Here is a 16,914-nt window from a genome sequence, read left to right as displayed (position 1 = left end):
CGAGCATATGACTCTCACACGACGGAATCTGACCTTTGGTCTGGGCGCAACCGCGCTCCTTTCAGCCTGCGGCAATGGTGTCGGCAGCCGCGGCCCTGCGATGATCGACGCGCGCGTCGATGCAACGCTGAGCCAGCTTTATTCGGATTACCCAGCCACCCGCGACCTGGCGACCAAAGCGACCGGTATGCTGGTCATGCCACTGGTGACCGAGGTTGGGCTTGGATTTGGTGGCGGCTATGGCCGCGGCGCTCTGCGCGTTGGCGGCGCGACTGTTGATTACTACTCGGTGGCCAAGGCCTCGGGTGGGTTGCAAATCGGTGGTTCGCAATACTCGCACGTGCTGTTCTTCATGACCGAAGAGGCGCTGAGCACCTTCCGCCGCTCCCCCGGCTATGCTGCTGGCGCGAATGTCGAATATGCGATTCCTGAGCGGGGCGAGACCCTGGCCGCAGAAACCACAACCTCGCTGGCTCCGGTGATCGCAGTGATCTTTGGTCAGGCTGGTTTACGTGTCGGTGCGACGCTTGAAGGCGTGAAATACACCCGTATTCTGCCCTGATATTCATTTAAATTAATGTGGTTAGGGGGCCAGCCCCCTGCCCGCCAAAAGGCGGGCCACCCCCGGGATATTTTTTGGCCCAAAGAAACGCTCAGTCGCGCGTTTTTTTAGTGATAGTGAAACTCTCCCACTACATTGCGCCATTCCCCCGGTGAGATCATTTTGCGATGGGTAAAACGCACTGAATGCAGCGGCCCTTCGATTTCGTCATGCCAGAAGGCGATGAAATCAAACAGACGCTCGTGATCGGGTGCCAGATCATATTCCTGCCAGATGAACGTGTTGAGCACGTGGGGATAATCCGGGATGTGGTAGAAAAGTTCCGCGGTGGTCAGCCCATAGCCTTTGAGCATCAATTCAGTCTCGGTTTCCTGCATTTTTGCCTCATGTTTTTCTGGGGTCACCAGACTGGCGCAGAAATCTTTACTTTTCAATAAAAACAACCTGTTAGCACTGTACAAAGGTGGCTGCCAGAAATGGGCAGCCACGCTGCCATTGCACCCTACATCCTGCATCTGTTATAAAAGCTTCAACAAGATATGGCAGATAACCGAGTAGGCACTCTACGTGAACGACACGCCAGAAACACCTGAAAACACAGACGAAAATCCGCCCGAATATACAGGGCCATCCATTTCCATCTCGCAAGAGATGAAAACCAGCTATCTCGATTACGCTATGAGCGTCATCGTGAGCCGGGCGATTCCCGATGTACGGGACGGTTTGAAACCGGTGCATCGCCGGATTTTGTACCACATGTATGATGGCGGCTATACGCCGGACAAATCCTATCGCAAGGCCGCAAAACCCGTTGGCGAGGTGATGGGCAACTATCACCCGCACGGCGATGGCGCGATCTATGACGCGCTGGTGCGTATGGCGCAGGATTTTTCCATGTCGCTGCCGCTGATCGATGGTCAGGGCAACTTTGGTTCTATGGATGGTGATAGCGCTGCCGCCATGCGTTACACAGAGGCGCGGCTTGAGAAAGCGGCGTTGAACCTGTTGGTGGATATCGACAAGGAAACCGTTGATTTCCAGGACAATTACGACGGCAAGGAACGCGAACCTACGGTTCTGCCCGCCCGTTATCCCAATGTTCTGGTCAACGGGGCTGAGGGCATTGCGGTTGGTATGGCCACCCGTATTCCGCCCCATAACCTTGGCGAGGTCATCAATGCCGCGCTGGCGCTGATCGAAAACCCAGATCTCGACAGCGAACAGCTGATCGAACACATCCCTGCCCCGGATTTCCCAACCGGCGGCGTGATCTTGGGGCGGGCTGGCGCGCGCAAAGCCTATACCGAAGGGCGCGGCAGCGTCATTATTCGCGCCAAGACCCGCGTCGAAGAGATCCGCAAGGATCGCTGGGCCATCGTGATTGATGAGATCCCCTATCAGGTCAACAAATCAACCATGATCGAGCGCATCGCTGAGGCGGCGCGCGACAAAAAGATCGAAGGCATCGCCCATGTTCAGGATGAATCTGACCGGGATGGCGTTCGCGTGGTTGTTGAACTGAAACGCGATGCCACGGCCGAGGTCGTGCTGAACCAGCTCTTCCGTTTCACACCGATGCAGACCAGCTTTGCCTGTAACATGCTCGCGTTGAATGGCGGGCGGCCTGAGCAGTTGAACCTGCGTGGGTTCCTGACGGCCTTCCTCGACTTTCGCGAAGAGGTTGTCATTCGCCGCACCGCGTATTTGCTGCGCAAAGCACGGGAACGCAGTCATATCCTGTGTGGTTTGGCTGTGGCTGTGTCGAACGTGGACGAGGTGGTCGCGACCATCCGTGCCTCGGCAGATGCGGCAGAGGCGCGCGTCAAGCTGATGGAGCGCCGTTGGCCCGCGCATGAAATCCTGCCTTATATCGCGCTGATCGACGATCCGACCCATAAGGCGAATGACGACGGCACCTATAACCTCTCTGAAACCCAGGCACGCGCCATTCTGGAACTGCGTCTTCAGCGTCTGACCCAGATTGGTGTCAAAGAGGTCACGGATGAGCTGGAAGAACTGGCCGCCAAGATCAAGGAATACCTTGCCATTCTCGCCAGCCGGGATCGCATCCTTGAGATCATCTCGACCGAAATGCGTCAGGTGCGCGATGATTTCGCCGTGCCGCGCCGCACCGAGATCGTCGATTGGGCCGGCGATATGGATGACGAAGACCTGATCGAACGCGAAGACATGGTCGTCACCGTCACTGCCGAGGGTTATATCAAGCGTACCCCGCTGGCCGATTTCCGGTCGCAGAAACGCGGCGGCAAGGGCCTGTCTGGCGGCGCGATGAAAGATGATGATGTGGTAACCACGCTGTTTGTGGCCAACACGCATACGCAGCTTTTGTTCTTTACCACCGACGGGATGGCCTACAAGCTCAAGACATGGCGTCTGCCGCAGGGCTCGCGCACGTCCAAGGGTAAGGCGATTGTCAACATCTTGCCGATCCCGTCTGGCGTTTCGATCGCGGCGATCATGCCGGTGGATCGTGACGAGGAAGAATGGGACGATCTGCAGGTGGTCTTTGCCACTTCGGCGGGCACGGTGCGTCGCAACAAACTGTCGGATTTCACCAATGTGAAATCCAACGGCAAGATCGCGATGAAGTTCGAGGATGACCATGCCGAGACCAAGCTGATCGACGTGCGCATCGCTGCGCCCGAGGATCACGTGATGCTGGTCACCGATTCCGGTCGCGCAATCCGCTTCCCGGCTTCTGATGTGCGGGTGTTCAACAGCCGTGCCTCGGTTGGTGTGCGCGGCATCAAACTGCTGGGCGATGATCGTGTTGTCTCGATGGCGGTGATCCATCCGTTCGAGGCCACGCCTGACGAACGCGCTGCCTACCTCAAGATGCGCCGTGCCATGGCGGGCCTGGCCGATGATGCGGAACTGCCAAGCGAAGAGGAAGGTAATGCCAATGCCCAACTGGGTCAGGAACGCTATGCCCAGATGTCGGCGGCTGAAAACCTGATCCTGACCATCACCGCCAAGGGTTTGGGCAAGCTGAGTTCGTCCCATGATTACCCGGTGCGCGGTCGTGGCGGTATGGGTGTGCAGGCCTTTGACAAAGCCATGCGTGGCGGGCCTCTGGTGGCGTGTTTCCCGGTTGAGATGGAGGATCAGATCATGCTGGCCACCTCGACCGGCCAATCGATCCGGGTGCCGGTGGATGGGATCTCCTTCCGCTCACGCGGCGCTGGTGGGGTCAATGTCTTCCGTACTGGCAAAAGCGAGGTGGTCGTCTCGGTCGCGCGCATTGCCGACCAAGAGGACGACCAGGACACCGATCCGGGAGAGACCAGCGACAGCTGATCCTTCCTCGAAAACCCAAACGCCGGCTTGTTCAAGTCGGCGTTTTTTTTCAGGTTTTTCAATGTGTACCACCCCTTACCTACAGCAACTCCATTTCGAAGGCTTCTTGCGCTTTTTGCAGGTCGACCTTGGATTGACTGAGGAACAAATCCAAGACGCCCTGAAGGAACTGGATGGCCCGACAGCGGTGGTCGCTTCTCGTGCCTATATCCTGGCCTATGACCATTTGGGACGGTATGTGTCACAACTCCTGACAGCCCGGCAGCTCAAGGCGTTTGTAACGCAGAACGAAACTGTTCTCACGGACGATGAAGACCGGTTTTTCTTTGCGCGAAGCTTGCTGGAAACCGCCACGCTGACAGCCACTGAGCGGGCTCAAATCATTGCTGCTGTGCCAGAGGATTACCAACCCAACCTGATAAGGTGGTTCGGATCAGACCACACAAACCCGGTTTAAGCCATCCTCAACCCTTCTCTGCCAATCTTGCGCCAGAGGAGACCGCGATGAACCTTTATACCTGCATGATCGATTTGAAGAATGATTCAAAGGCGCTGGCCTTTGCCCATGCGGTCGAACAATGGTTGGATCATTTGATGACCGCCGGGGTGATCACCCGTTGGCACCTCTATCGGCGCAAGCTGAACCTGGCGGCGGATTGCTATCGTGACTTTCTGTTACAGATTGAGGTTCAGGATCTGGCCCAACTCGATTCAGCTTTTAAGACCAGCGGCCAGCAGGATGATCATATCGAAACGCTCTATCGCGTCGTGCATGAACAGATTTTGTCATCGGATTTTGCCCTGTACCGCCCCTTCCCTGATGCGGAACGGGCGGAGCGAATGGCGCTGCTTTAGGGTCAGGACCCTAGGGTCGGGACCCATTAATTCACAACGCTCAGTTCGCTAAATTTTGTTTCAGACCAGGCATATGACCGCTGGAATAGTGGTTCTATTTCAAGGGCATATAACGCAGGTTGGGACAAAATCCGGTGAACCCGAAGGGCATGGAGAAATACATGCTCTCAGCGGCTCGATTTTCTTGCCAAGGCAACCAGCCTTGTCTGCGAAATTCAAACCTCTGATAACACGTATTTTTCCATGCTGAGCATTGTGAATTAATGGGTCCTGACCCTAAGGAAAAGGGCGGGTTGCCCCGCCCTGCCCGTTACAACTTGTAGAGATCTTTGAACTTGCTCTCGAGGTAATCGAGCAAGGGTGCCTCGCTTGGCTCTGCCCCGGTGGCATGTTTGATGGTTGCCTTGGCCTCGCGCAGCCCGCCATACTGCTGCAGGTTCTCTTGCAGCCAGCCGGTGGCGGCGCTGGTGTCACCCTGCGCCAATTGGTCATCCAGATCCGGCACCGCCTTGCGCAGCGCGTCATGCAGGCAGCCCGCATAGACATTGCCCAGCGAATAGGTCGGAAAATAACCAAACAGCCCTGCGGCCCAATGCACGTCCTGCAAGACACCGTTTGAGGGTTTGTCCACCGCATAGCCAAAATCGGCAAGGAACCGGTCGTCCCAGGCCCCTTGCAGATCGTCCACGGCCAGATCCCCCTTGATCACCGCTTGCTCCAGATCGAAACGCAGCAAGACATGTAAGTTATACTGAACCTCATCCGCTTCGGTGCGGATATAGCCGTTTTTGATCCGGTTCACGGCACCATAGAACGTCTCTTCGTCCGCGATCCCAAAGTCACCAAACTCATCGCGCATCTGTTTGAACAACCACCCGGTAAAGGCGCGCGACCGGCCCAGCTGGTTTTCATAAATCCGGCTCTGGCTTTCATGCACCCCCATGGACACGCCAGACCCCAGCGGGGTCAGACGATAGGCTTGATCGATGTTTTGCTCGTAACAGCCATGCCCCACCTCATGGATGGTGGAGTAAAAGCAGTTGAACGGGTCCAGCGCCTCGGTCCGTGTGGTGATGCGCACATCATTGCCACTGCCCGAGCTGAACGGATGCACGGCCTTGTCAACGCGGCCACGGCGGAAGTCATAGCCAAAGGCCGCCGCCAGCTTTTCGGCCAGACGCATCTGCCCCGCCTCGTCAAAATGGGTCGTCAGCCCCGGCAATTCCGGCTGTGCCAGAACCGCCTCGCGCAGGGCCACCAAACGAGGGCGCAGGGCCCCGAACATGGCGCTGAGCTCAGCTGCGGTTGCGCCCGGCTCGTAATCGTTCAACAGGGCGTCATAGCTGTCGCCCCCTTGCGCCAGCGCCTGGGCCTCTTCTTTGCGCAGGGCGACAACCTCTTTCAAGGTCGGGGCAAAGGCGGCAAAATTGTCATCCGCCCGCGCCTCGGCCCAGATCCCATGCGATTTGGAGATCATGCGCGCCAGTTCCGAGGCCAACCGTTCGGGCACCCGCGAATTGCGCTCAAACGAGCGCCGGATTTCGCGCACCTGTGCCTGTGCGACCGCGTCCAAAGACGCCTCATCAATAGCGGCCAGCCAGTCGCCAATGCGCGGATCGACACGGCGCTGATGCAAGATCCCCTCGATTGCCGCCATTTCATCGCTGCGCTGATCAGCGCTGCCTGGTGACATCATGGTTTCCTGATCCCAGCTCAGCCGGCCAGCGGTTTGACCCAGGGCCTCAGTGTCACGCTGAAAGGCCATAAGATCGGTATAAGCGTTCATATCACGCTGCTCCTCGGATGCTTTGTTCCACAGGGTAGCGGGCCGCAAACCGCGCGCGCAGGATCAATGCCCACAAAACCACTGCCCCCAATTGGTGCGCCAAGGCCAGATGCCATGGTGCGATATACAAGACCGCGACAATTCCCAGAACAACCTGCAAACACAACATGGCGAAAACCGCGTTGAACCTGAAACGTGTATCTGCATTTGCGGACAGTCGCGCACGACGCCAGGTGATGAAACCGTAAATCAACAATAAATATCCAAGTACACGGTGAACGAATTGAACCAACCCAGCATTCTCGAAAAAGTTGCGCCAAATCGGCTGAATGTCAAATGCTTCTGGCGGCAGGATTCCGCCTGCCATCAGCGGCCAATCGTTAAAGGTTCGCCCCGCATCAATACCGGCCACCAGTGCCCCCACCAGGATCTGCAAAAAGGCGAAATGCATCAGCCCGGTGGACATGCCAAACAGCTTGGCTTCGCTCAAACGCCGCGCTTGCATCAGCGCGCGTTCTTCGCGACCCAGACTGTAAACATACCAGGCGATAAAGCCCAAAATGACAAACGCCAGCCCCAAATGGGTTGCCAACCGGTATGAGGCCACATCGGTCATCTGCCCCGTCAGGCCCGAAGCGACCATCCACCAGCCAACGGCGCCTTGCAAACCGCCAAGTACGCCAAGACCCAGCAAACGGCCCGTCCAGCCTGTCGGAATACGTTTCGTCGCCAGAAAACCAAAAAAGCCAAGGGCCCAAACCAGGCCAATCACCCGGCCCAGCTGACGATGGCCCCATTCCCACCAATAAATGAACTGGAATTCAGACAGGGTCATGCCTTTATTCTCCAGTTCATATTCCGGGATCTGTTTGTATTTCTCAAATTCCGACTGCCAAGCCTCGGCACTCATCGGGGGCAGCGCACCTGTCACGGGGCGCCATTCGGTGATGGACAGCCCGCTATCGGTCAACCGGGTCAACCCGCCCACGGCAATCATCACGACCACCAGCGCAAATAGCAGCATCAGCCAGACACGGATCGCCCGCCGCGCCCCGCGCTTGCCCGCATCGATCATCCCGCCTGTCGGTTCGGCTGGCTTGCTCTGAGCCTCGCTCACATCTTCAAACAGCTTGCGTTTTTCAGCCATGTTTCTTCTCCATTTGCGCGAGACACTAGTGCTGGAGTGCACTGGCTTCAACCTCAACAGGGATGCGTTTCTGCGACGCGGTTTGGCGTTTCCCGTTTCCACAGAACCGCCGATCTAAGACCATGCCTTCACTGCCCTCTCGACATTGGCGAAACCTTGTTTCTGCGAAAATTGGATGAGCTAGAGGGTAAGGAATACCTTGGTCAGACTTTCCAGACTTAGCCGCCCCATCCCAATCATGTAGGTTGAATGCAGAAATTACGACAACAGCAACACAGACTTTAGCCAAGGACCTACAAAATGAAAAAGCTTCTGATTTCCGCCATTATCGCCGCCACTGCCATGGGTGCAACTGCCGCAACAGCCTCTACCGCATGGATCGAAAAAGGCGTTAAGCTGAACGCACGCTCCGGCCCAGGCACCTATTACAAGGTGATCGGCACCTTCCACCCCTGCACCAAGATCCACGTTGTGGGCTGGAAAAACGGTTGGGCCAAGGTGTCTTACAACCACCACTACTACTGGGTGTCCGGCAAGTACCTGCAGAACCATTCCTGCAACCACTACGTAAAGCCGAAGAAAAAGCATTACGGCCACAGCCACGGCCACAAGCATTACTAAACCTACCTGGCCGGGGTCTCCCCTCCCTAACCCGGCACAGCCTTGGACCAGCCTCTTGGCTGGTCCTTTTTCGTTCGACAAACCGTTATGAGCGATCTTTCCAGCGCACGATCTGGCGCATCATGCCATGCAACATCTGGACATCTGCGCGTGTCAGCGGCATTCGGCTCCACATATTGCGCAGGTTGACCTTCATACTCTCGATCTTGTGTTCCGGATAGAAAAAGCCCGCCTCTTCCATCCGCTCCTCATAATGCTTGGCAAGGTGTTCGATCTCCTGACCATTGGCCATTTCGGTGCCCGCCAGCACATCGACCACCGGCTCCGCCTCGGATGTGGCGCGCATCCATTCATAAGCACAAAGCAACACACATTGCGCCAGGTTAAGCGAGGCATATTCCGGATTCACCGGCACGGAAATGATCGCATTGGCTTGCGCGATGTCGGCATTTTCCAGACCGGCGCGTTCCGGGCCAAACATCACCGCCACTTTCTGACCTAGCGCGATTCGCACACGCGCCTCCTTCATCGCCTGTTCCGGCGTGTAAACGGTCTTGGTCAGATCCCGCGGCCGCGCCGTAGTCGCAAAGGTAAAGGTGCGGTCTTCCAGCGCGCCAGCCAGATCATCGCTCAGCTGGGCGGCATCCAAAACCCGACCAGCCCCCGACGCCATGGCAAAGGCCGCTTCGCTGGGCCAGCCGTCTCTTGGCCCGACAACCCGCATCTGTTCCAGCCCAAAATTCAACATCGCCCGCGCCGAGGCCCCGATATTCTCACCCATTTGCGGGCGCACCAAAACAAAGGCCGGCTGCGCGTTTTCAGACACCATGTCGCTCTCCTTCAATCGGCCTCATGCCCTAGGCCCCCAGCCGGTTTTGCGCAAGCCCCGTGTTTTTTCGATCCTGTCTTCTTCTTGGCAAAAACACTCCCGCCGGAGGCATCCGCCCCCTATACTGGGAACAAAGGTAAGGAGTGACACGATGCCCTATGATGAAGGCCATGCCACAGTGATGCGAGACGATCTCATGGCGGCGGGCGAATTGCCTGGCCATGAGGAAAAGCGCATGTTTGGCGGGCTCTGTTTCCTGAGTTTCGGCAATATGGTGTGCGGCGTTCACAAAGGGGGCGGCATGTATCGCGTCGGCCCGGATCGCTATGAAACCGCCCTCGCCCTGCCCGGCGTCAAAGAGCTGGGTTTCACAGGTCGTCCGATGAAAGGCATGGTCGAGGTGGACGAGGATGTGCTTGCCGATGACGACACTCGCCAGAAACTGACCGAGCTTGCCATGGCATTCGCCGCCTCACTGCCCCCTAAGCCAGCAAAGAAACCCAAGTCCAAATCCTGATGGTCAAACCCTGCGTGACCGGCTAAAACATCCGTCAAAGCAAACGCATAAGAGTTCGAAATGGCAGATCAGGACCTCCCGCAGATTTATCTCACCACGCCACCGGAATTCGATCTGGGCAGTTTCCCTGCCAAGCTCGAAACGGTTCTGCAAGGTGCCGAAATCGCCTGCCTGCGCCTGAGCCTTGCCACCCATGACGAAGATCGCCTGACCCGAGCCGCTGACGCCATTCGCGATGTCGCCCATCGCGCCGATGTGGCCCTGGTCATCGACACCCATGTTGTGCTGGCCAAGCGTTTGGGGCTCGACGGGGTGCATTTGCTGGACGGTGCGCGTACGGTGCGCAATGCCCGCAAGGAACTTGGCCCCGATGCTATTGTCGGTGCCTATTGCGGGCAATCCCGCCATGACGGGATGAGCGCGGGCGAAAATGGCGCGGATTACGTCTCCTTCGGGCCGGTTTCCGGCTCCTTGGGCGATGGCGAACTGGCCGGTCACGAGCTCTTTGAATGGTGGTCGCAGATGATCGAAGTGCCCGTTGTGGCCGAAGGCAATGTGACGCTGGATCAGGTAAAGACGCTGAGCCCGGTCACCGATTTCTTTGCCATCGGAGAAGAGATCTGGGCCACGGATGACCCGCTGGCAACATTAAATTCTCTCATCGCCGCAATGCGTTAAGAGGGCTCTTTCTGCCCGTTTTCAAACCCCTGTCGCACCTGCGCCTCCAATGCGGCCGCCAGCGCTTTGCGGTTTTCAAACGCATCGACGCGCACCGGGTCATGATAGGTCAGTGTAACCGAACCTTGCCGCGGTTGCGCAAGCAGCTGGATCAGAGAGGGGCCAAAATCCATATCGCCCCACCAGCCATAAAATCGTGGATCCTGCCCCCGTGGCGCTTTGTAGATCACGCTGACCGGCTGAACCTGCAATTCATGCTCTAATCGCGGTGAAAAGAACGCCGCAAAAAGCGTTGTTTTGAAGGGCAAAACCCGGCGACTATCGGTGGACGTGCCTTCGGGAAAGAACAGCAAACGATGCCCATGCAGCAAGCGATCCTCGATGATCCGCGCGTGTTTTTGCGCCTCTCTCCGGTCCCGATTGATAAAAACCGTACCCGTCGCCCGCGCCAGCCAGCCGATCCCGGCCCAAACGGCCACCTCGGCCTTGGAAACGAAATAGACATTCTTGCGGCTGTTGAGCACAAAGATATCCAGCCAAGAGGCATGGTTGGCCACAATCGCCCCCGGCCCGATCATGCGCGGCCCGCTGACCATTAGGCGCAGCCCCATGACCTTTAGCGTGATCCGACACACGGTTTGCGTGATCCACGGCGTCACCGGACGCTCCATGCCGAACAAAGGGCGTTCTACCAGCCGCAGCGCCAGCAGAACCAAGAGCCCGCCAAAGATCACCACCAGCAGAATCGGCACCCGGATCGCCACCAGCCCCCAGCCCAAGGCAGAAATGCGCACGTCGGGCGGGCGTTCGCCCGGGTCCCAGGTCGGGCTCATGCTTTACCTTCCTTAACGTAGAGCTGTCTTTGCCGATCCGTCATGCGCGCCGTGTCCATGACCAGACAGACATCTGTCGTGTTGAAGTCATGATCGACAAAGGCCCCATCGCCAACACAGCCACCCAGACGCAGATAAGCCTTGATCAGGGGTGGGATATTCAACATCGCCGCGCGCCGGTCGATATCCGCCTCCGGTATCAAATCCATGCTTTGATAGGTCCGCGCCCTGACCCGTAGCTCTTCGGGCACCAGATGACGATGATGCAACAAGGACAGCGACTGCGCCAAGGGCGCAATATCCGTACCGTGGAAACTGGCCGTTCCAAAGAGAATTTCGATCTCATGCGTCAGCACGTAATCCGCCAGCCCCTGCCAGAGATGGAACAATCCGGTGCCACCGCGATAATCCGGCGCAACGCAGGAACGTCCTAATTCCAATAGCTTGCGGCCACTTCTTACCAAAGGTTCCAGATCATATTCATCCTCGGAATAGAACTGCCCGGCCGCCTTGGCCTGATCTGCGCGCAACAGGCGATAGACCCCCACCACCACGCCATCGCGATTTTCATCCAGCAATAAAAGGTGATCAAAGAACGGATCAAACCGATCCCGTTCCAAACGGTTTTCGTGATCCACCAGCGGGCCATCGCCCCCCAACTCCTCGACGAAAACCTCATAGCGCAGGCGCTGAGCCGCCTTTAGATCCGCATCATCACGCGCCAATCGCGTGCGAAAGCTATCGACCTTGGCCACCATCATCCCATCCCGCGTTTCAGAACGTGTCTGCTTCTAGGCAGAGAGAAAAAGATTGGCAAGTTTGGCAACATGGTTAACTATTCAGAAACAGTTTCTCTGTACGTTAACCTTCGTAAACCGGGATCAAAACCACACGAGCGCCATCAATGACCACTTTGCCTTGTTCGCGGAAATTTACCGTAATGCGCCCCGCGATATTCGATTGGACCTGACCGGTTCCCCAATCAGGTTGATCGGGATGTGTCACCAACATGCCCGGCTCCAGCAAAGCGTTGAGATCGCTCATAACTACTCTCCTAATGTTGGAACACTAAATGCCCCATTCCAGTGAATCGCTAGCCACCCTTATCGGGTCGCGACTGTGTCACGATTTGATAAGCCCCATTGGTGCCATCCAGAACGGATTGGAGCTGATGTCAATGGCCGGTGCGGCCGATACCAGCCCAGAAATGGAATTGATCCAGGACAGTTGTGCCAGCGCCGCCGCCCGTATCCGGTTTTTCCGCGTTGCCTTTGGCAGTGCGTCAGACGGGCAAAAGATGAGCCGCAAGGAAACCGTCGCAACTCTTGAGGGGATCTGCAAAGGCACCCGGATGGAGGCGGAATGGCAGCCCCAAGACGACATGCTGCGCACCGAGGTACAGCTGGCCTACCTTGCCTATCTCTGCTGTGAATCCGCCATGCCGACCGGTGGCAAGGTGACTATCGAAAACACAGCCGCGGGCTGGATGATCTCGGCCACAGGGCCGCGCCTGTCGGTGACCTCCAACCTTTGGGAACACTTGAACGGAACCGCCGAATTGGCAGAACTTGCCGCCAATCGGGTGCAATTTGCCTTGCTGCCGGTTCTGGCTGCCGATCGCAGTCTCAAACTGCACGCCGCCGCCAGTGAGGTTAAGTTGAGCCTGTCGATCAGTTGATCAACAGGCCCACGCAGGTCAACCCCGCGTTGTTCCGTCTCCCACCACCAGATACTTAAAGCTGGTCAATTGCGCCGCCCCGACCGGGCCGCGCGCGTGCATCTTGCCGGTGGCAATGCCGATCTCGGCGCCCATACCAAACTCGCCCCCATCGGCAAACTGGGTTGAGGCATTGCGCATCAGGATCGCGCTGTCGAGCCGCTGAAAGAAACGGTCCGCAGCCGCGTCATCCTCGGTCAGGATGCAATCGGTGTGGTTCGAGCCATACTGGCGGATATGGGCGATGGCTTCGTCGATATCATCGACCACCTTGGCGGCAATGATCGTGTCGAGATATTCGCGCCCCCAATCCTCGGCGGTGGCTTCGGTTGTGCCTTCGATGGCTTTCAAGGTCTCGCCCGCGCGCACTTCGACCCCTGCATCCAGCAGTGCCTTGACCAGCCCCTGCCCGATCGTGTCAACCACATCGCGATGGATCAGCAGGCATTCCGCCGCGCCACAAATCCCGGTGCGGCGGGTTTTGGCGTTCATCACAACCGACAGGGCTTTGACCGGATCGGCGGCCTTATCGACATAGATATGCACGATGCCCTCAAGATGGGCAAAGACCGGCACGCGCGCCTCTTTCTGCACCAGGCCAACCAGCCCCTTGCCGCCACGGGGCACAATCACGTCTACGGTGTTGGTCATGGCCAACAACTCGCGCACGGCGGCGCGGTCACGGGTCGGGATCAACTGGATCGCATCCTCAGGCAGACCAGCCTCGCGCAGCCCCGCCACAAGGCAGGCGTGGATCGCGCCTGACGAGTGGAAGCTTTCCGAGCCACCGCGCAGGATCACCGCATTGCCAGATTTCAAGCAAAGCGCACCCGCATCCGCCGTCACATTGGGACGGCTTTCATAGATCACGCCGATCACCCCCAGGGGCGTGCGCACGCGGCGGATATTCAAGCCCGAAGGCTGGTCCCATTCCTCGGTCACTTGGCCAACAGGGTCATCCTGCGAGGCAACCGCGCGCAAACCGTCAACGATGCCCTGAATGCGGTCCTCATTCAGCATCAGGCGGTCCATCATCGCATCGGACAGACCCTTTTCGCGGCCATAATCCAGATCTTTGGCATTGGCCGCGATGATGTCGGCGCGCGCCGCCCAAACCGCATCGGCTGCGGCTTCGAGCGCTTTTTGCTTAACCGGGGCCGGGGCAAAGGCAAGCTCCGCTGACGCGGCTTTTGCGCGTGCGCCGATATCGGCCATGAGGGCGGGAATGTCTGTCAGGTCTTTCATGACGGCTTCCTTTGCGTGGTTTTGGTTTCGAACGTAGTGTTAATCTGTGCGGGCGTTTGCGTCTAGCTGCGGATCAAGACGCGTGTTTAAAGCGCCATATCATCGCGATGCACCAGCACCGCGCGGCCCGGGTAACCCAGCACCGCCTCGATCTCGGAACTGTGCCGCCCGGCAATGGCGCGGGCCTCGGTCGCCGTGTAGCGCGACAGCCCCTGCCCCAAGGTTTCGCCCGATGGCAATTGGATCGCCACAGGATCACCGCGGCCAAAGCGCCCTTCGACGCCGCGCAGCCCCGCTGGCAACAGCGATTTGCCCGAGGCCAGCGCGCGCGCAGCACCTTCATCCACGGTCAGCGCCCCTTGCGGTTTCATCGCGGAAATCCAGCGTTTGCGCGCCGCGTGTGGGTCAAGCTGCGGGGTGAACAACGTATTCGCCGCCCCGTTTTCAAGCCGTTTCAGCGGATGATCCTCGGCCCCATGCATAATGATCATCGCACAGCCCGAGGCCGTGGCAGTTTTCGCGGCCAGCACCTTGGTCTTCATCCCACCTTTCGAAAGGCCCGACCCGGCATCACCGGCCATCCCCTCGATCTCGGGGGTGATATGGTAAATGATATCAAGGTGTTGCGCTTTTGGGTCCTCATTGGGGTTCCCGGTATAAAGCCCATCCACATCCGAGAGCAATATCAACAGATCCGCGCCGACCGTGGCCGCGACCTGCGCCGCCAGACGGTCATTGTCGCCATAACGGATTTCATCGGTGGCGATGGTGTCGTTTTCATTGACGATGGGCACCGTGCCAAAGCCAAGCAGTGTCGACAGGGTTGCACGCGAATTCAGATAGCGGCGGCGATCGGCGCTATCCTCAAGCGTCACCAGCACCTGCGCCGTTGTCAGCTCATGCGGGGCCAGCGCCTCTTGCCAGGCGCGTGCCAGCCGAATCTGACCCACAGCCGCAGCGGCTTGGGAATGTTCCAGCGACAGCTCGGTCATGGGCAGGCCAAGAATGCCGCGCCCCAGCGCGATAGAGCCGGACGAGACCAGCACCACGTCACTGCCTTGCGCCTTGAGACCTGCAATATCCTGGGCGATGGCGCTCAACCAAGTCTCGCGCAGCTCGCCGCTGTCTCGATCCACCAACAGGGCCGAGCCGATCTTGATGACGACCCGTTTTGCCGCGCTTAGGGATGCCATGTTTCTTCCTCGGCATCGGGATCAACGGGCTTTTCTGCCTCGCGCTTGGCCTCAACATGCGGGCGCAGGGCGCGCAGAACTTCGGTTACCCCTTCGCCAGAAGCCCCTGACATCAAGAGGATATTTTCCGCCCCGGCCAGTTCCAGCTCTTCCTTGAGGAATTCGCGTTCTTCTGCATCCAAGGTATCGATCTTGTTCAAAACCGTGACGCGCGGCTTTTCGGCCAGTCCCGCGCCATAGGCTTCGAGCTCGTTGCAGATGGTCTGGTAATCCTCGATCAGCGACCCCGAGCTGCCATCGATCAGGTGCAAGAGCACCGCGCAGCGCTCCACATGGCCAAGGAAGAGATCGCCCAAACCGCGCCCCTCATGCGCGCCTTCGATCAGGCCGGGAATATCGGCGACAACCATCTCTTTGCCATCGACCAACACAACCCCAAGGTTCGGGTGCAGTGTGGTAAAGGGGTAATCGGCAATCTTGGGCCGCGCGTTTGACGTCGCCGCCAAAAAGGTAGATTTCCCCGCATTGGGCAGCCCGACTAGCCCGACATCAGCAATCAGTTTCAGGCGCAGCCAAAGTGTGCGGTTGATTTCCTCTTGGCCGGGATTGGCCCGGCGCGGAGCCTGGTTGGTCGAGGTTTTGAAATGCAGGTTGCCCCAGCCGCCATTGCCACCCTTGGCCAGCAGCACACGCTGGCCGAGCTCGGTTAGGTCGGCGATCACGGTTTCCTCATCCTCGTCCAGGATCTCGGTCCCGACAGGTACGCGCAACACAATGTCATCGCCATCCTTGCCAGTGCGCCCCTGCCCTTTGCCCGCCTGGCCGTTCTTGGCAAACCAGTGCTGCTGATAGCGGAAATCAATCAGCGTGTTCAGCCCATCCACAGCCTCGGCCCAGACCGAGCCGCCCTTGCCGCCATCACCGCCATCCGGCCCGCCATATTCGATGAACTTCTCGCGGCGAAAGCTGATACAGCCATTCCCGCCCCCACCAGAGCGGATATAGACTTTGCATAGATCAAGAAATTTCATCGGACGGGCTTTCTGTGAAGGATTGGCGCGGTGTAGCGGGGAACGGGCGGTGACTCAAGCGGGCTTGGCGATTTGCCACTGATCTTTTGACAGGGCAACACGTTCAATTGGCACCTCTTTCCCGTGAAAATAAGCATGGCGCATCAGGGTCTCTCCGGTCGGGGTAAAGCCAAGCTTGCCAAGCACGCGGGCCGAGCGGCTATTGCCACGGATCCAGCCCGAGCCGATTACCTCGCCCAGACCAGAGCCAAAGAACCAATCGACCATGCGGTGCCCGGCCGCGGTCATCACCCCGCGCCCCCAGGCATGTTCGGCCAGCCAATAGCCAAGCTCAGGAACGTTGGGACGGTCTGGGTCAAACGATGACGCGCTTTCAATAGAAATCACGCCAAGCGGATGCTCAGCCGCGATCACGCGAAACCTTGGGTTTTCAGCAAAGCGGTCAATGAACCACTTCGCATTTGACAGCCCATAGGGACAGGGCACGCTGGTCAGCCAGCGATGCACATTGGGATTGGCGACCTCGCGCGCAATCCAGTCAGCGTCAGCGGCACTGAGGGGCCGCAACTCAAAACGACCCAT

Annotated in this window: 19 protein-coding genes; 8 read left to right on the top strand and 11 right to left on the bottom strand. The window is 58.3% G+C overall.

Annotated elements, in window-relative coordinates:
- The first annotated feature begins 7 nt into the window (after positions 1-7).
- A complete protein-coding gene (locus tag CLV87_RS11575; protein ID WP_099245461.1) occupies positions 8-562 on the top strand; it encodes a lipid-binding SYLF domain-containing protein in 555 nt (184 codons plus the stop codon).
- A 107-nt stretch (positions 563-669) separates the two neighbouring features.
- Here CLV87_RS11575 and CLV87_RS11570 read toward each other — a convergent pair whose 3' ends face one another.
- Positions 670-939, bottom strand: coding sequence for an usg protein (locus CLV87_RS11570; RefSeq protein ID WP_099247704.1), 270 nt, complete (start codon positions 937-939; stop codon positions 670-672).
- 190 nt (positions 940-1,129) lie between these two features.
- On the opposite strand from CLV87_RS11570, the gene gyrA reads away from it, so the two are divergent.
- The 3 genes from gyrA (at position 1,130) to CLV87_RS11555 (ending at position 4,735) form a co-directional block, all read left to right on the top strand.
- A complete protein-coding gene (gene gyrA / locus CLV87_RS11565; RefSeq protein WP_099245459.1) occupies positions 1,130-3,880 on the top strand; it encodes a DNA gyrase subunit A in 2,751 nt (916 codons plus the stop codon).
- Between the two features lie 61 nt (positions 3,881-3,941).
- Positions 3,942-4,337, top strand: coding sequence for a hypothetical protein (locus CLV87_RS11560; RefSeq protein WP_099245457.1), 396 nt, complete (start codon positions 3,942-3,944; stop codon positions 4,335-4,337).
- A 47-nt stretch (positions 4,338-4,384) separates the two neighbouring features.
- On the top strand, positions 4,385-4,735 hold the full coding sequence (locus CLV87_RS11555; RefSeq protein WP_099245455.1) for a DUF6614 family protein: 351 nt from the start codon (positions 4,385-4,387) through the stop codon (positions 4,733-4,735).
- Between the two features lie 310 nt (positions 4,736-5,045).
- Here the strand turns inward: CLV87_RS11555 and CLV87_RS11550 are convergent, their stop codons facing one another.
- Positions 5,046-6,521, bottom strand: coding sequence for a carboxypeptidase M32 (locus CLV87_RS11550; protein ID WP_099245453.1), 1,476 nt, complete (start codon positions 6,519-6,521; stop codon positions 5,046-5,048).
- Position 6,522: 1 nt separating this feature from the next.
- Positions 6,523-7,668: a heme A synthase gene (ctaA, locus tag CLV87_RS11545; protein ID WP_099245451.1), complete on the bottom strand. Its 1,146-nt coding sequence runs from the start codon at positions 7,666-7,668 to the stop codon at positions 6,523-6,525.
- Positions 7,669-7,968: 300 nt separating this feature from the next.
- Between ctaA and CLV87_RS11540 the strand changes: the two genes are divergently transcribed.
- Positions 7,969-8,289, top strand: a complete 321-nt coding sequence (locus tag CLV87_RS11540) for an SH3 domain-containing protein (RefSeq protein WP_099245449.1) — start codon at positions 7,969-7,971, stop codon at positions 8,287-8,289.
- Positions 8,290-8,374: 85 nt separating this feature from the next.
- On the opposite strand, the gene CLV87_RS11535 is transcribed toward CLV87_RS11540, so the two are convergent.
- On the bottom strand, positions 8,375-9,118 hold the full coding sequence (locus CLV87_RS11535) for an RNA methyltransferase (RefSeq protein WP_099245447.1): 744 nt from the start codon (positions 9,116-9,118) through the stop codon (positions 8,375-8,377).
- A gap of 151 nt (positions 9,119-9,269) precedes the next feature.
- Between CLV87_RS11535 and CLV87_RS11530 the strand changes: the two genes are divergently transcribed.
- Together CLV87_RS11530 and CLV87_RS11525 are read left to right on the top strand one after the other, a co-directional pair.
- Positions 9,270-9,635, top strand: coding sequence for a TfoX/Sxy family protein (locus CLV87_RS11530; protein WP_099245445.1), 366 nt, complete (start codon positions 9,270-9,272; stop codon positions 9,633-9,635).
- A gap of 60 nt (positions 9,636-9,695) precedes the next feature.
- Positions 9,696-10,313, top strand: coding sequence for a thiamine phosphate synthase (locus CLV87_RS11525; RefSeq protein WP_099245443.1), 618 nt, complete (start codon positions 9,696-9,698; stop codon positions 10,311-10,313).
- Here the strand turns inward: CLV87_RS11525 and CLV87_RS11520 are convergent.
- From CLV87_RS11520 to CLV87_RS11510, 3 genes are all read right to left on the bottom strand, one after another.
- Entirely contained in the window at positions 10,310-11,146 is an 837-nt protein-coding gene (locus CLV87_RS11520; protein ID WP_099245441.1) for a lysophospholipid acyltransferase family protein, read from the bottom strand. The two genes, CLV87_RS11525 and CLV87_RS11520, sit on opposite strands and share 4 nt — an antisense overlap.
- On the bottom strand, positions 11,143-11,904 hold the full coding sequence (locus CLV87_RS11515; RefSeq protein ID WP_099247702.1) for a GNAT family N-acetyltransferase: 762 nt from the start codon (positions 11,902-11,904) through the stop codon (positions 11,143-11,145). Before CLV87_RS11515 ends, CLV87_RS11520 begins: the two co-directional genes overlap by 4 nt.
- A gap of 103 nt (positions 11,905-12,007) precedes the next feature.
- Positions 12,008-12,190 carry a DUF3553 domain-containing protein gene (locus CLV87_RS11510; protein WP_099245439.1) on the bottom strand — a complete coding sequence of 61 codons (183 nt, stop codon included), beginning with the start codon at positions 12,188-12,190 and terminating at the stop codon, positions 12,008-12,010.
- Positions 12,191-12,218: 28 nt separating this feature from the next.
- Between CLV87_RS11510 and CLV87_RS11505 the strand changes: the two genes are divergently transcribed.
- Positions 12,219-12,824 (top strand): histidine phosphotransferase family protein, encoded by a 606-nt coding sequence (locus CLV87_RS11505; RefSeq protein WP_099245437.1) that lies wholly within the window; start codon positions 12,219-12,221, stop codon positions 12,822-12,824.
- 18 nt (positions 12,825-12,842) lie between these two features.
- On the opposite strand, the gene CLV87_RS11500 is transcribed toward CLV87_RS11505, so the two are convergent.
- The 4 genes from CLV87_RS11500 to CLV87_RS11485 form a co-directional block, all read right to left on the bottom strand.
- Positions 12,843-14,108 (bottom strand): glutamate-5-semialdehyde dehydrogenase, encoded by a 1,266-nt coding sequence (locus CLV87_RS11500; RefSeq protein WP_099245435.1) that lies wholly within the window; start codon positions 14,106-14,108, stop codon positions 12,843-12,845.
- Positions 14,109-14,194: 86 nt separating this feature from the next.
- Positions 14,195-15,301 (bottom strand): glutamate 5-kinase, encoded by a 1,107-nt coding sequence (gene proB / locus CLV87_RS11495; RefSeq protein ID WP_099245433.1) that lies wholly within the window; start codon positions 15,299-15,301, stop codon positions 14,195-14,197.
- Positions 15,289-16,332, bottom strand: coding sequence for a GTPase ObgE (gene obgE / locus CLV87_RS11490; RefSeq protein WP_099245431.1), 1,044 nt, complete (start codon positions 16,330-16,332; stop codon positions 15,289-15,291). Before obgE ends, proB begins: the two co-directional genes overlap by 13 nt.
- A 54-nt stretch (positions 16,333-16,386) precedes the next feature.
- Entirely contained in the window at positions 16,387-16,914 is a 528-nt protein-coding gene (locus tag CLV87_RS11485; protein ID WP_099245429.1) for a GNAT family N-acetyltransferase, read from the bottom strand.

The sequence above is a fragment of the Pelagimonas phthalicica genome, assembly GCF_004364805.1.
Lineage (GTDB): Bacteria > Pseudomonadota > Alphaproteobacteria > Rhodobacterales > Rhodobacteraceae > Pelagimonas > Pelagimonas phthalicica.
Note: the sequence above shows the minus strand (reverse complement) of the source record. Positions and strands in the feature narration are given on the sequence as shown.

What these genes read in the sequence shown, in the direction of transcription:
- CLV87_RS11575 (WP_099245461.1), top strand. Translation starts at nt 8, where the DNA reads ATGACTCTCACACGACGGAATCTGACCTTTGGTCTGGGCGCAACCGCG.
- CLV87_RS11570 (WP_099247704.1), bottom strand. Translation starts at nt 939, where the DNA reads ATGCAGGAAACCGAGACTGAATTGATGCTCAAAGGCTATGGGCTGACC.
- CLV87_RS11560 (WP_099245457.1), top strand. Translation starts at nt 3,942, where the DNA reads ATGTGTACCACCCCTTACCTACAGCAACTCCATTTCGAAGGCTTCTTG.
- CLV87_RS11555 (WP_099245455.1), top strand. Translation starts at nt 4,385, where the DNA reads ATGAACCTTTATACCTGCATGATCGATTTGAAGAATGATTCAAAGGCG.
- CLV87_RS11550 (WP_099245453.1), bottom strand. Translation starts at nt 6,521, where the DNA reads ATGAACGCTTATACCGATCTTATGGCCTTTCAGCGTGACACTGAGGCC.
- ctaA (WP_099245451.1), bottom strand. Translation starts at nt 7,668, where the DNA reads ATGGCTGAAAAACGCAAGCTGTTTGAAGATGTGAGCGAGGCTCAGAGC.
- CLV87_RS11540 (WP_099245449.1), top strand. Translation starts at nt 7,969, where the DNA reads ATGAAAAAGCTTCTGATTTCCGCCATTATCGCCGCCACTGCCATGGGT.
- CLV87_RS11535 (WP_099245447.1), bottom strand. Translation starts at nt 9,118, where the DNA reads ATGGTGTCTGAAAACGCGCAGCCGGCCTTTGTTTTGGTGCGCCCGCAA.
- CLV87_RS11530 (WP_099245445.1), top strand. Translation starts at nt 9,270, where the DNA reads ATGCCCTATGATGAAGGCCATGCCACAGTGATGCGAGACGATCTCATG.
- CLV87_RS11525 (WP_099245443.1), top strand. Translation starts at nt 9,696, where the DNA reads ATGGCAGATCAGGACCTCCCGCAGATTTATCTCACCACGCCACCGGAA.
- CLV87_RS11520 (WP_099245441.1), bottom strand. Translation starts at nt 11,146, where the DNA reads ATGAGCCCGACCTGGGACCCGGGCGAACGCCCGCCCGACGTGCGCATT.
- CLV87_RS11515 (WP_099247702.1), bottom strand. Translation starts at nt 11,904, where the DNA reads ATGGTGGCCAAGGTCGATAGCTTTCGCACGCGATTGGCGCGTGATGAT.
- CLV87_RS11510 (WP_099245439.1), bottom strand. Translation starts at nt 12,190, where the DNA reads ATGAGCGATCTCAACGCTTTGCTGGAGCCGGGCATGTTGGTGACACAT.
- CLV87_RS11505 (WP_099245437.1), top strand. Translation starts at nt 12,219, where the DNA reads ATGCCCCATTCCAGTGAATCGCTAGCCACCCTTATCGGGTCGCGACTG.
- CLV87_RS11500 (WP_099245435.1), bottom strand. Translation starts at nt 14,108, where the DNA reads ATGAAAGACCTGACAGACATTCCCGCCCTCATGGCCGATATCGGCGCA.
- proB (WP_099245433.1), bottom strand. Translation starts at nt 15,301, where the DNA reads ATGGCATCCCTAAGCGCGGCAAAACGGGTCGTCATCAAGATCGGCTCG.
- obgE (WP_099245431.1), bottom strand. Translation starts at nt 16,332, where the DNA reads ATGAAATTTCTTGATCTATGCAAAGTCTATATCCGCTCTGGTGGGGGC.
- CLV87_RS11485 (WP_099245429.1), bottom strand. Translation starts at nt 16,914, where the DNA reads ATGGGTCGTTTTGAGTTGCGGCCCCTCAGTGCCGCTGACGCTGACTGG.